This window comes from Marinobacter sp., from assembly GCF_039977835.1.
Classification (GTDB): Bacteria; Pseudomonadota; Gammaproteobacteria; order Pseudomonadales; family Oleiphilaceae; genus Marinobacter.
Genome location: NZ_JBDWCL010000043.1, coordinates 1 through 12,405 on the forward strand (window position 1 = coordinate 1; position 12,405 = coordinate 12,405).

7 protein-coding genes, 2 tRNA genes and 3 rRNA genes are annotated in these 12,405 nt (G+C 54.9%); all 12 read left to right on the top strand.

Features of this window, described 5'->3' with window-relative positions:
• The first annotated feature begins 151 nt into the window (after positions 1–151).
• Positions 152–1,691, top strand: a 16S ribosomal RNA gene (locus ABJM11_RS12125).
• A 233-nt stretch (positions 1,692–1,924) separates the two neighbouring features.
• A tRNA-Ile gene (locus ABJM11_RS12130) sits at positions 1,925–2,001 on the top strand.
• Between the two features lie 229 nt (positions 2,002–2,230).
• Positions 2,231–2,306 (top strand) — tRNA-Ala (locus ABJM11_RS12135).
• 344 nt (positions 2,307–2,650) lie between these two features.
• Positions 2,651–5,545 (top strand): 23S ribosomal RNA (locus ABJM11_RS12140).
• A gap of 108 nt (positions 5,546–5,653) precedes the next feature.
• Positions 5,654–5,769, top strand: a 5S ribosomal RNA gene (rrf, locus tag ABJM11_RS12145).
• Together the 16S, 23S and 5S rRNA genes with 2 tRNA genes alongside form the textbook arrangement of a ribosomal RNA operon.
• Positions 5,770–5,931: 162 nt before the next feature.
• Positions 5,932–7,482 (top strand): 2-isopropylmalate synthase, encoded by a 1,551-nt coding sequence (locus ABJM11_RS12150; RefSeq protein WP_348296753.1) that lies wholly within the window; start codon positions 5,932–5,934, stop codon positions 7,480–7,482.
• Positions 7,475–8,335 (top strand): hypothetical protein, encoded by an 861-nt coding sequence (locus ABJM11_RS12155; RefSeq protein WP_348296754.1) that lies wholly within the window; start codon positions 7,475–7,477, stop codon positions 8,333–8,335. Before ABJM11_RS12150 ends, ABJM11_RS12155 begins: the two co-directional genes overlap by 8 nt.
• A gap of 3 nt (positions 8,336–8,338) precedes the next feature.
• Positions 8,339–8,845 (top strand): ribosomal protein S18-alanine N-acetyltransferase, encoded by a 507-nt coding sequence (gene rimI, locus ABJM11_RS12160; RefSeq protein WP_348296755.1) that lies wholly within the window; start codon positions 8,339–8,341, stop codon positions 8,843–8,845.
• Positions 8,846–8,942: 97 nt separating this feature from the next.
• On the top strand, positions 8,943–10,523 hold the full coding sequence (gene prfC, locus ABJM11_RS12165) for a peptide chain release factor 3 (protein WP_348296756.1): 1,581 nt from the start codon (positions 8,943–8,945) through the stop codon (positions 10,521–10,523).
• Between the two features lie 16 nt (positions 10,524–10,539).
• Positions 10,540–11,328 (top strand): TatD family hydrolase, encoded by a 789-nt coding sequence (locus ABJM11_RS12170; protein ID WP_348296757.1) that lies wholly within the window; start codon positions 10,540–10,542, stop codon positions 11,326–11,328.
• A 241-nt stretch (positions 11,329–11,569) separates the two neighbouring features.
• The gene (rplM, locus tag ABJM11_RS12175; protein ID WP_150993376.1) at positions 11,570–11,998 is read left to right on the top strand and encodes a 50S ribosomal protein L13; all 429 of its coding nucleotides are present in this window, start codon (positions 11,570–11,572) and stop codon (positions 11,996–11,998) included.
• A 12-nt stretch (positions 11,999–12,010) separates the two neighbouring features.
• The gene (gene rpsI / locus ABJM11_RS12180) at positions 12,011–12,403 is read left to right on the top strand and encodes a 30S ribosomal protein S9 (RefSeq protein ID WP_150993378.1); all 393 of its coding nucleotides are present in this window, start codon (positions 12,011–12,013) and stop codon (positions 12,401–12,403) included.
• The last annotated feature ends 2 nt before the right edge of the window (positions 12,404–12,405 follow it).

The window sequence follows — 12,405 nt, forward strand, 5'->3', positions numbered from 1 at the left end:
AACGCTCCGAACGCTCTTTAAAAAGTTGACCAAGTAATTCGTGTGGGCGCTGGCCGAGGTATTTCGGATACGAAATATCAGGACAGTGACTCGTCGAAATTGAGTTTTGTCTTGAGCAAGAATAGAGGATCTTCGGATTCTTGTATGATTTAAACTGAAGAGTTTGATCATGGCTCAGATTGAACGCTGGCGGCAGGCTTAACACATGCAAGTCGAGCGGTAACAGGGGGTGCTTGCACCCCGCTGACGAGCGGCGGACGGGTGAGTAATACATAGGAATCTGCCCAGTAGTGGGGGATAGCCCGGGGAAACCCGGATTAATACCGCATACGCCCTACGGGGGAAAGCAGGGGCTCTTCGGACCTTGCGCTATTGGATGAGCCTATGTCGGATTAGCTAGTTGGTGGGGTAAAGGCCTACCAAGGCGACGATCCGTAGCTGGTCTGAGAGGATGATCAGCCACATCGGGACTGAGACACGGCCCGAACTCCTACGGGAGGCAGCAGTGGGGAATATTGGACAATGGGGGCAACCCTGATCCAGCCATGCCGCGTGTGTGAAGAAGGCTTTCGGGTTGTAAAGCACTTTCAGTGAGGAGGAAAACCTTACGACTAATACTCGTGAGGCTTGACGTTACTCACAGAAGAAGCACCGGCTAACTCCGTGCCAGCAGCCGCGGTAATACGGAGGGTGCAAGCGTTAATCGGAATTACTGGGCGTAAAGCGCGCGTAGGTGGTTTGATAAGCGAGATGTGAAAGCCCCGGGCTCAACCTGGGAACGGCATTTCGAACTGTCAGGCTAGAGTATGGTAGAGGAGTGTGGAATTTCCTGTGTAGCGGTGAAATGCGTAGATATAGGAAGGAACACCAGTGGCGAAGGCGGCACTCTGGACCAATACTGACACTGAGGTGCGAAAGCGTGGGGAGCAAACAGGATTAGATACCCTGGTAGTCCACGCTGTAAACGATGTCTACTAGCCGTTGGGACTCTTGAAGTCTTAGTGGCGCAGCTAACGCACTAAGTAGACCGCCTGGGGAGTACGGCCGCAAGGTTAAAACTCAAATGAATTGACGGGGGCCCGCACAAGCGGTGGAGCATGTGGTTTAATTCGACGCAACGCGAAGAACCTTACCTGGCCTTGACATGCAGAGAACTTTCCAGAGATGGATTGGTGCCTTCGGGAACTCTGACACAGGTGCTGCATGGCCGTCGTCAGCTCGTGTCGTGAGATGTTGGGTTAAGTCCCGTAACGAGCGCAACCCCTATCCCTAGTTGCTAGCAGTTCGGCTGAGAACTCTAGGGAGACTGCCGGTGACAAACCGGAGGAAGGTGGGGATGACGTCAGGTCATCATGGCCCTTACGGCCAGGGCTACACACGTGCTACAATGGCGCGCACAGAGGGCTGCAAACCCGCGAGGGGGAGCCAATCTCACAAAACGCGTCGTAGTCCGGATCGGAGTCTGCAACTCGACTCCGTGAAGTCGGAATCGCTAGTAATCGTGAATCAGAATGTCACGGTGAATACGTTCCCGGGCCTTGTACACACCGCCCGTCACACCATGGGAGTGGATTGCACCAGAAGTGGTTAGTCTAACCTTCGGGAGGACGATCACCACGGTGTGGTTCATGACTGGGGTGAAGTCGTAACAAGGTAGCCGTAGGGGAACCTGCGGCTGGATCACCTCCTTAAACGAAGCCGAACGCTTCGGTCAGAGTCCACACGAATTACTTGGTTAGCTTAAGAGGAGAGCAAAAGGGTCTATGCAGACCCGATGTCGGTTTGACCAGGCCTCAGGGTTTGGCGCCGGATTCGCGCCAGCTGGCAAGGCGCAGGCTGAGAGAGTGAGGGAGCGTACATCAGTACGTGACCGAGTGAACGAAGACTGCAACGCAGATCAGGTGGTGCGAAGACAAGCGAAACCGGGTCTGTAGCTCAGTTGGTTAGAGCGCACCCCTGATAAGGGTGAGGTCGGTGGTTCAAATCCACCCAGACCCACCAGAATTTCACTGCTCGTCGTTGTCGAAGCACTTGCATAGCAGGCTATGCGGCGCACTTCGACGCCTAGATCAGTAAAATTCTGGTCGATAGTTGCGACGTAAGCAGAGGCGCCGGACAGATTTCGTTAATCTAGGCGCAGCGGGAGTGAGTGAAGGAGTGACCCTCGATGGGTCATGACTGAAGCGAACGAGCGTTGCAACGACGAGTAACGAAAGCTGGACAAGCATCTGGGGCTATAGCTCAGCTGGGAGAGCGCCTGCCTTGCACGCAGGAGGTCTGCGGTTCGATCCCGCATAGCTCCACCATAATTACTGACTAACTCCGGTTAGCAGTGTGCAGAAACAAGTATTTCGATTTAATGACAGGGGTTGTTAAACGAAGTCCTTCTTTCTGATCACTGGGTCAGATTTGCTCTTTAACAAATTGGACGAGATAGAACACGAAGCTATTTTTCTCATTATCTCCGAGAGAAATAGTTTCAATGTGATAGCGATTTCAAGCGTTATCCGGTGTTGTCGTTGAAGTGGTTGTATATAGCTTCAAGTGACTGTCTCTGAATCTCATCCTGGATGAGAAGGCTGTATTCACTTCGGTGAGTGCCGTGTTCTTGTTGAGGGTGAGGCACAGATCAGTTGTCTTGGGGTTATATAGTCAAGCAACTAAGCGCATACGGTGGATGCCTTGGCAGTCAGAGGCGATGAAAGACGTGGAAGCCTGCGATAAGGCTCGGGGAGCTGGCAAACAAGCTGTGATCCGGGCATCTCTGAATGGGGAAACCCACCGACTTTCGGGTCGGTACCGTACAGTGAATCCATAGCTGTGCGGGGCGAACTCGGGGAACTGAAACATCTAAGTACCCGAAGGAAAAGAAATCAACCGAGATTCCCTCAGTAGCGGCGAGCGAACGGGGACCAGCCCTTAAGCTGGACAACTGGTAGGAGAAGGCTCTGGAAAGTGCCGCCATAGTGGGTGATAGCCCCGTATCCGAAACCTGAGTCCAGTGAAATCGAGTAGGACGGGACACGAGACATCCTGTCTGAACATGGGGGGACCATCCTCCAAGGCTAAATACTCCTGACTGACCGATAGTGAACCAGTACCGTGAGGGAAAGGCGAAAAGAACCCCTGTGAGGGGAGTGAAATAGATCCTGAAACCGTATGCGTACAAGCAGTCGGAGCCGACTTGTTCGGTGACGGCGTACCTTTTGTATAATGGGTCAGCGACTTATGTTCAGTGGCGAGGTTAACCGTTTAGGGGAGCCGTAGGGAAACCGAGTCTGAATAGGGCGATTTAGTCGCTGGGCATAGACCCGAAACCGGGCGATCTATCCATGAGCAGGTTGAAGGTTGAGTAACATCAACTGGAGGACCGAACCCACTGTCGTTGAAAAGCCAGGGGATGACTTGTGGATCGGAGTGAAAGGCTAATCAAGCCCGGAGATAGCTGGTTCTCCCCGAAAGCTATTTAGGTAGCGCCTCGGACGAATACCACAGGGGGTAGAGCACTGTTTCGGCTAGGGGGTCATCCCGACTTACCAACCCGATGCAAACTCCGAATACCTGTGAGTACTATCCGGGAGACACACGGTGGGTGCTAACGTCCATCGTGAAGAGGGAAACAACCCAGACCGCCAGCTAAGGTCCCCAAATACCAGTTAAGTGGGAAACGATGTGGGAAGGCTCAGACAGCTAGGAGGTTGGCTTAGAAGCAGCCATCCTTTAAAGAAAGCGTAATAGCTCACTAGTCGAGTCGGCCTGCGCGGAAGATGTAACGGGGCTCAAACTGGTTACCGAAGCTGCGGCTGCATACTTTGTATGCGGGGTAGGGGAGCGTTCTGTAAGCCTGCGAAGGTGTGTTGAGAAGCATGCTGGAGGTATCAGAAGTGCGAATGCTGACATGAGTAACGACAATGGGGGTGAAAAACCCCCACGCCGGAAGACCAAGGGTTCCTGCGCAACGCTAATCGGCGCAGGGTGAGTCGGCCCCTAAGGCGAGACCGAAAGGTGTAGTCGATGGGAAACGGGTTAATATTCCCGTACCCTGGATAGCTGCGATGGAGAGACGGAGAAGGCTAGGTGAGCCGGGCGACGGTTGTCCCGGTTTAAGCGAGTAGGCAGTGGGATTAGGCAAATCCGGTCCCACAATGCCGAGACGTGACGACGACTGCCCTTTACGGGCGGGAAGTCATTGATGCCCTGCTTCCAGGAAAATCTTCTAAGCTTCAGGCTATTCGGGACCGTACCCCAAACCGACACAGGTGGTCAGGTAGAGAATACCAAGGCGCTTGAGAGAACTCGGGTAAAGGAACTAGGCAAAATGGTGCCGTAACTTCGGGAGAAGGCACGCCGGTGGTATGTGACGCCCCTCGCGGGTTGAGCAGAAGCCGGTCGAAGATACCAGGCCCCTGCGACTGTTTATTAAAAACACAGCACTGTGCAAACACGAAAGTGGACGTATACGGTGTGACGCCTGCCCGGTGCCGGAAGGTTAATTGATGGGGTTAGCATTCGTGCGAAGCTCTTGATCGAAGCCCCGGTAAACGGCGGCCGTAACTATAACGGTCCTAAGGTAGCGAAATTCCTTGTCGGGTAAGTTCCGACCTGCACGAATGGCGTAACGATGGGGGCGCTGTCTCTACCCGAGACTCAGTGAAATTGAAATCGCCGTGAAGATGCGGTGTATCCGCGGCTAGACGGAAAGACCCCGTGAACCTTTACTATAGCTTCACAGTGAACTTTGAGCATGTTTGTGTAGGATAGCTGGGAGGCTTTGAAACCAGGACGCCAGTTCTGGTGGAGCCAACCTTGAAATACCAGCCTGACCTGTTTGAGGTTCTAACTTCGACCCCTTATCGGGGTTAAGGACACTGTGTGGTGGGTAGTTTGACTGGGGCGGTCTCCTCCCAAAGCGTAACGGAGGAGCACAAAGGTGGGCTAAGCATGGTCGGACATCATGCGGTTAGTGTAATGGCACAAGCCCGCTTAACTGCGAGACAGACACGTCGAGCAGGTACGAAAGTAGGTCATAGTGATCCGGTGGTTCTGTATGGAAGGGCCATCGCTCAACGGATAAAAGGTACTCCGGGGATAACAGGCTGATACCGCCCAAGAGTTCACATCGACGGCGGTGTTTGGCACCTCGATGTCGGCTCATCACATCCTGGGGCTGAAGCCGGTCCCAAGGGTATGGCTGTTCGCCATTTAAAGTGGTACGCGAGCTGGGTTTAGAACGTCGTGAGACAGTTCGGTCCCTATCTGCCGTGGACGTTGGAGATTTGAGGAAAGCTGCTCCTAGTACGAGAGGACCGGAGTGGACGAACCGCTGGTGTTCGGGTTGTGTCGCCAGACGCATTGCCCGGTAGCTATGTTCGGACAGGATAACCGCTGAAAGCATCTAAGCGGGAAGCCCCTTCCAAGATGAGATCTCCCTGGACCCTTGAGGTCCCTGAAGAGCCGTTCAAGACCAGGACGTTGATAGGTCGGGTGTGTAAGCGCTGCGAGGCGTTGAGCTAACCGATACTAATTGCTCGTGCGGCTTGACTATATAACACCCAAGACAATTGCGGATAACGCAAGAGCCAAGGCCAACGCCAAAGCTCGGAAATCACCATCACAACGTTCTACCTCGTCCTCCCAGTGATCAACCGTTTTGCCTGACGACCATAGCGGTCTGGAACCACCTGATCCCATCCCGAACTCAGCAGTGAAACAGACCAGCGCCGATGGTAGTGTGGCTTCTGCCCATGTGAGAGTAGGTCATCGTCAGGCTCCTAATACCTAAACCCCGACAGCGTAAGCTGCCGGGGTTTTTTATTGCCCGAACAAAACTACAGGGCTGGGTAGGGCACGTTGTTACCGCTGCCCCTTCTCCAGTCACTCAGTGATATACTGACCGAACACACTCGTTACGTTGTTCCGACGGAGATCGCCATGCCTGCGACAGACCACCTCGTTATCTTTGACACCACTCTGCGTGACGGCGAACAAAGTCCTGGCGCCACTATGACGAAAGCGGAAAAGCTCCGTATAGCCAAAGTGCTTGAGAAACTCCGGGTTGATGTGATCGAAGCCGGGTTCGCAATCGCCAGTCAGGGTGATTTTGAAGCGGTGAAAGGTATTGCTGAGGCGATCAAGGGCTCCACCATCTGCAGTCTTGCCCGGGCTCTGGATAAGGATATCGATCGTGCAGCGGAAGCAGTAAGGCCGGCCGAACGCGGCCGCATACACACATTTATAGCAACGTCTCCTATTCATATGAAGCACAAGCTGCAGATGCAGCCCGATGAGGTCGTGGAGCAGGCGGTCCGGTCCGTCAAACGGGCCCGGGGTCATGTCGATGATGTTGAGTTTTCCTGTGAAGACGCCGGCCGCTCAGAACTGGACTTTCTGTGCCGGATTATTGAAGCGGCGATCAGTGCCGGTGCAACCACCATCAATATCCCCGACACCGTGGGCTATGCTATCCCCGAGCAATTCGGCGAGACAATCCGTCAGTTGCTGAATCGTGTTCCGAATGCGGACAAGGCGGTTTTTTCCGTGCATTGCCACAATGACCTCGGCCTTGCGGTTGCAAATTCTCTGGCGGCAGTCAGCAGCGGAGCCCGTCAGGTAGAGTGCACCATCAACGGGTTGGGTGAGAGGGCTGGTAATGCGTCCCTCGAAGAGTTAGTAATGGCCGTTCGCACTCGCCAGGATCTGTACACCATTGACACCCGCATTGATACGCAACACATAGTTCCCGCGTCCCGGTTAGTGTCGACCATTACCGGGTTTCCGGTGCAGCCTAATAAAGCAATAGTGGGGGCAAATGCGTTTGCCCATGAGTCTGGTATCCACCAGGACGGGGTTCTCAAGCATCGCGAAACCTATGAGATCATGCGGGCGCAGGATGTTGGCTGGCACACCAACAGTCTGGTACTGGGCAAACACTCCGGAAGAAATGCTTTCCGTTCCCGTTTGCTCGAGCTGGGGATTCAGTTCGAGACTGAAACCGAACTTAACGAGGCTTTTACCCGATTCAAGGCCCTGGCGGATCTGAAACACGAGATTTTTGATGAGGATCTGCAGGCAATTGCCAGTCACACCCGTCAGAAAGAGGAAGACGGCCGCTACGGCCTTGTAACCATGCAGGTATGCTCCGAAACCGGTGTCGTACCCAAGGCCTTCCTTACGCTGTTAATGGATGGAAAAGAACACAAGGTTGAGGCAGAGGGCAGTGGGCCGGTGGATGCGACGTTCAAGGCTATTGAATCCCTGGTGGATTCGGGATGTAATCTCCAGCTTTATTCCGTCAACAACATTACCAGCGGAACCGACGCGCAAGGTGAAGTAACTGTGCGCCTTGAAAGGGGGGGGCGTATCGTAAATGGCGTGGGCGCTGATACCGACATCATCATTGCCTCTGCAAAGGCGTACATCGAAGCTCTTAACCTCATCAGTCGCGGTGGCATCCGGCAGCACCCCCAGGGTGCCGATGTCTGATCATGAAAGTGGCAAGCGGGTCAGTACTATGATGACAGAGGCCGAGCGCCAGTATTATCTCGGGAAGGCGGGTATCCACCTTTGGTACGCCCGTGCGCCCTTACCGGGCGCTGCCCCCAGCCCGGAATTCCGGTTTCCGGAAGCCGATGGTGCTCCTGAGGCTGAATCAGAACTGATTGTTACCCGTTCTTCGTACTCATCAGCGCCGCATAGCCGAAGTCAAGGCCCAGGCAAAGATCGGCTTGCCGGCCTGCAGGCATTGATGGGCAATACTGAACAGAGCGTGCGCAAGGAGTCTGAGGGTGTCAAACCGGCCGAGCCGGATAATGCCGGTACCATCGGGCCGCCGACTTCTGTGGCCGATATGCCATTGTCGGGGGACGTATCACAGGATACGAGTGCTGTGGCTGAACCCGAACCACAAGCCCAGGTTGATGCGCATCTGGGCTTCTGGGTATCCGAGCATCTGGTACTTGTCAGTGGTATCTCTGATGAGGCAAGTGAGCGCTTGCAGCACACGCTGGCCGACAATATTCTCGCGTCACTTGGCGACTCCCCTGTGGAAGCCCCGCACCATATCTGCTGGCCGGTCTTTGGAAACCCGCGGGTGCCCGGGAATAGCGTGGAGGATTTCCAGCAGGTTCTTCGCAGTATGAGCAAAGAGTTCGGGTCCCGGAAACTCATCTTATTGGGGGTTATGACGGACGATATGGCTCCAGTTCGCTCTGAATGGCTGGCAGCGGCTCTTGGAGTTCCCACGGTCGATTTTCCCCGGAGTCTGGCTGAACTGGCAGCGGTGCCTGCTTACAAGCGTGAGCTGTGGCAACAACTCAAAACCGGTGTCGGAGGCTGACTGGTGCCTAACGATGTCTATCGTAGGATCGAAGCCAGTGCAATGACGGTCAGGGCGTTGTGCGAGGACGACCTCCCTGAAGTGCTTGATATTGAGTGCCAGGGCTACTCCTTCCCCTGGAGCGAGTCGGTGTTTCGCGGCTGCTTCCGTCCGGATTATCGGCTTTGGGCACTGGAAACGCACCGCAGGCTGTCGGGTTACGCAGTGGTTGCCTACATGGCGGGTGAGGCACACCTCCTGAATCTTTGTATTGCTCCCGCCGATAGAAGCCTGGGGGGCGGTCGGCACCTGCTGAGACACCTGATTGCAGAATCTGCACGTGACGGTATGTCACAGGTTCTCCTGGAGGTGAGGGACAGCAATGCCAGCGCCATGAACCTGTATGCCAGCGAAGGTTTTTCCATTATCGGTCGCCGGCCCGGCTATTATCCCGGCGGGCAGGAGCGTGAGGATGCTTTGGTAATGGCTCTGCGGGTCGGTGGGCATTGTGTCTCTTCAGGTTCGCCCTAGCTTGCTGGGTGGGCTGACACGTATTCGCTTGAGTGTGCTATTACCCCTATAATGGCGACCATTTTTACAGTTTCTCCGAATCAGGTTTTTACCAATTATGACGAGCCTTGCCAGCGAAGTATCCCATCGCCGCACATTTGCGATTATTTCGCATCCGGATGCCGGTAAAACCACGATTACAGAAAAAGTGCTCCTGTTTGGTCAGGCCATACAGAAGGCAGGCACGGTAAAGGGTAAAAAATCCGGCCAGCACGCCAAGTCTGACTGGATGGAGATGGAAAAAGAACGTGGCATCTCGGTTACTACCTCGGTTATGCAGTTTCCCTATGGCGGCCGCCTGGTGAACCTGCTGGACACGCCGGGCCACGAAGATTTCTCTGAAGATACCTACCGGACGCTGACCGCCGTCGACTCCTGTCTGATGGTGATCGACAGCGCAAAGGGGGTCGAGGAGCGCACCATCAAGCTGATGGAAGTAACCCGGCTCCGGGATACCCCGATTCTTACCTTTATGAACAAGCTGGATCGTGAAACCCGGGACCCCGTGGAGTTGATGGACGAAGTGGAAGACGTTCTCAAGATCGCCTGCGCTCCGATTACCTGGCCCATAGGAATGGGTAAGAACTTCAAGGGTGTTTACCATCTGACGCGGGATGAAGTAATTCTCTATCAGTCCGGGCAAGGACATATGATCCAGGAGAGGCGGGTTATCAGTGGTATTGATAACCCCGAGCTCGACACGGTGCTTGGTGCATATGCAAATGATCTGAGGGAAGAGATTGAACTGGTGAAGGGGGCCTCTCATGAGTTTGATCTGGAGGCGTTCCTGGCTGGTGAGCTGACGCCGGTGTTTTTTGGTACCGCGCTGGGTAACTTTGGTGTCGACCACATGCTCGATGGGCTGGTGGAATGGGCGCCGGAACCGCAGCCACGGGAAACCGACCAGCGTCTGGTTCAACCGGCTGAAGACGTGTTCTCCGGCTTTGTCTTCAAGATTCAGGCCAATATGGACCCTCAGCACCGGGATCGCGTGGCGTTTCTCCGGATTGTCTCCGGGCGGTACCACCAGGGCATGAAAGCCCGCCATGTGCGTATCGGCAAGGACGTCCGGTTTTCCGATGCGCTGACGTTTATGGCGGGCGACCGGGAGCACGCGGGGGAGGCATTTGCAGGGGACATTATAGGCCTGCACAACCACGGCACCATTCAACTGGGTGATACCTTTACCTCGGGCGAGGAGATGAAGTTTACCGGCATTCCCAACTTTGCGCCGGAGCTGTTCCGCCGGATTCGCCTGAAAGATCCGCTAAAGTCCAAACAGCTGCAGAAAGGCCTGATTCAGCTTGCCGAGGAGGGGGCTGTCCAGGTGTTTCGACCGCTGCGCAACAACGATCTGATTGTGGGCGCGGTCGGCGTACTCCAGTTCGATGTGGTGGTCAGCCGGCTCAAGAGTGAATACAAGGTCGAGGCGGTCTATGAGCCAATCAACGTGGCGACTGCCCGGTGGGTAACCTCCGCTGATGAGCGCAAACTGGATGAGTTTGAACGCAAGGCCAACGACTTCCTGGCCCTCGACGGCAGTGACCGCCTGACTTATATCGCTCCGACCATGGTCAACCTGCAACTGGCTCAGGAGCGGCATCCTGACATAAGCTTCCATAAAACGCGGGAGCACTGACTCACCCGGGGGAAGGATGAGACTCATCGACGCACATTGCCATTTTGACTTCCCGGAATTTGACGGGCGTCGAGATGCCGTGCTTGATGACGCTCGCAGTGCAGGCTTGTCCAGCCTGGTTATTCCCGGCGTTCGCCGGTGTGACTGGGGCAGAGTAAGTCGTATTGCCGCGGAGTATGAGGTGTTATATTACTGCCTCGGGATTCATCCCTGGTATGTGAGTGAACACAGCGAAGGCGACCTGGGTGCCTTGCGCGATACGCTTATTGCTCGACCGGGTCACTGCGTTGCACTGGGGGAGTGCGGGCTTGACCGTCTGCATGGTGATCTCGGTGGGCAGTATTCCTGGTTTGAGGCGCAGGTTGATATTGCAACCCAGACGCGCTTTCCGCTTGTTGTGCATTCAGTGAAGGCGCATGACGAAGTCTATGAAGTGCTGCGCCGCAAACGTTTCGCAGGCAGGGTGCTTGTGCATGGGTTCTCGGGCAGTTACCAGCAGGCATCAAAACTGATTGATCTGGGGTGTTTTATTGGTGTTGGCGGTGTTATCACCCATCCCCGTGCCCGAAAAACTCGCGACACCATTGCCCGCTTGCCAGTCGATGCCCTGGTGTTGGAGACGGACGCACCGGACATGGCGCCGGAAGGCGTATCGCCGGGGTTTAACTCGCCAGCCTTTCTTCCGTTTATTTTCAATACACTCGCGGAGTTACGCGGTGCGGGTCGCGAAGACTTGGCGCGCTCGCTGCTCGGCAATGTGCAGCGTCTTTACGGCTGGAGCGAGATCGGTGCATCCGAACGTTAGGCATGTTGGTTGGCATTGCTTCTGGCAGCATACGGGAATAACGAAACAAGCCGCTTCAGGGTTGGCTTTCCTTTGCGGTTCGGATATACTTCGCGCCCTGGCTTTTCAAGGCGATGCCATCATCTCAGCCCCGAATGATGTCACTGCCGCTTAATATACAGGTAAAGGACCTCCTCCGGATGCCATGCATTTACCGGTGGTGGTTTTTAACGTTTCTTATATAGCGTTCAAGGCGGAATCAATGAAGACTCTGAGTGCGAAACCAGAAACAGTAACACGTGACTGGTACGTTGTAGACGCAGCCGGCAAGACGCTGGGTCGTCTGTCAACTGAAATCGCCCGTCGTCTGCGGGGCAAGCATAAGCCTGAGTACACCCCTCATGTCGACACTGGTGATTACATCGTGGTGATCAATGCCAGTCAGGTACGGGTTACCGGCAAAAAAGCATCTGACAAGATGTACTACAGTCACACCGGCTTTCCGGGTGGAATCAAGTCCATCAACTTCGAGAAGCTGGTCGACAAGGCTCCTGAGCAAATTATCCAGAAGTCTGTCAAAGGCATGCTTCCCAATGGTCCGCTCGGGCGTGCCATGTTCAAGAAGCTGAAAATTTATGCCGGCGCTGAGCACCCTCATGCAGCCCAGCAGCCCAAAGAACTCGACATTTAACGGAAGGCGGATATGTCTGTAGCACAAAATTACGGTACTGGTCGCCGCAAGACATCCACGGCTCGGGTTTTTATCAAGCCGGGAAGCGGTAACATCTCCATCAACGGTCGCACCATCGAACAGTTTTTCGGTCGTGATACCCTGCGTATGATCGTTCGTCAGCCTTTGGTTGTCGCCGAATCTACTGATCGTTTTGATATCAATATCACCGTCAAGGGTGGTGGCATCAGTGGCCAGGCCGGCGCTATTCGCCACGGTCTGACCCGCGCCTTGATGGACTACGACGAAACACTGCGCCCCGCACTGCGCAAAGCGGGCTACGTAACCCGTGATGCCCGTGAGGTTGAGCGTAAGAAAGTCGGTCTGCGCAAGGCGCGTAAGCGTCCTCAGTTCTCCAAGCGTTAAGT

What these genes read in the sequence shown, in the direction of transcription:
- ABJM11_RS12150 (WP_348296753.1), top strand. Translation starts at nt 5,932, where the DNA reads ATGCCTGCGACAGACCACCTCGTTATCTTTGACACCACTCTGCGTGAC.
- ABJM11_RS12155 (WP_348296754.1), top strand. Translation starts at nt 7,475, where the DNA reads ATGTCTGATCATGAAAGTGGCAAGCGGGTCAGTACTATGATGACAGAG.
- prfC (WP_348296756.1), top strand. Translation starts at nt 8,943, where the DNA reads ATGACGAGCCTTGCCAGCGAAGTATCCCATCGCCGCACATTTGCGATT.
- ABJM11_RS12170 (WP_348296757.1), top strand. Translation starts at nt 10,540, where the DNA reads ATGAGACTCATCGACGCACATTGCCATTTTGACTTCCCGGAATTTGAC.
- rplM (WP_150993376.1), top strand. Translation starts at nt 11,570, where the DNA reads ATGAAGACTCTGAGTGCGAAACCAGAAACAGTAACACGTGACTGGTAC.
- rpsI (WP_150993378.1), top strand. Translation starts at nt 12,011, where the DNA reads ATGTCTGTAGCACAAAATTACGGTACTGGTCGCCGCAAGACATCCACG.